This window comes from Pseudomonas sp. PME37.24/025, from assembly GCF_055556615.1.
Map to the genome: position 1 here is coordinate 1 of NZ_JBVHNK010000395.1, position 250 is coordinate 250.

Genomic DNA, 250 nt, shown 5'->3' on the forward strand with positions numbered 1-250 from the left:
TTCTTGGTGGCGAGCGTGTCAAGCTGCAGGCGGCCCATACCAAACTATCACACAGCAAGGCGTTCATCGTGCGGGCCTATCCGTTACAGACGCATGAGATGCTGTTTGATGCACTGACGCAGGCATTCCGCGTGCTGGGTGGTGTGCCGCAGCGCGGGATCTTCGATAACATGCGAACTGCGGTCGATAAGATCGGCAAGGGCAAAGCCCGACAGGTCAACGCGCGCTTCACCGCAATGGCCAGCCACTA

The 250-nt window shown here is 58.8% G+C and carries 1 pseudogene; it reads left to right on the top strand.

What is annotated here, in order from left to right:
* Positions 1–250, top strand: a pseudogene (locus tag ACZ3HH_RS30825) (IS21 family transposase); the annotation flags it as partial.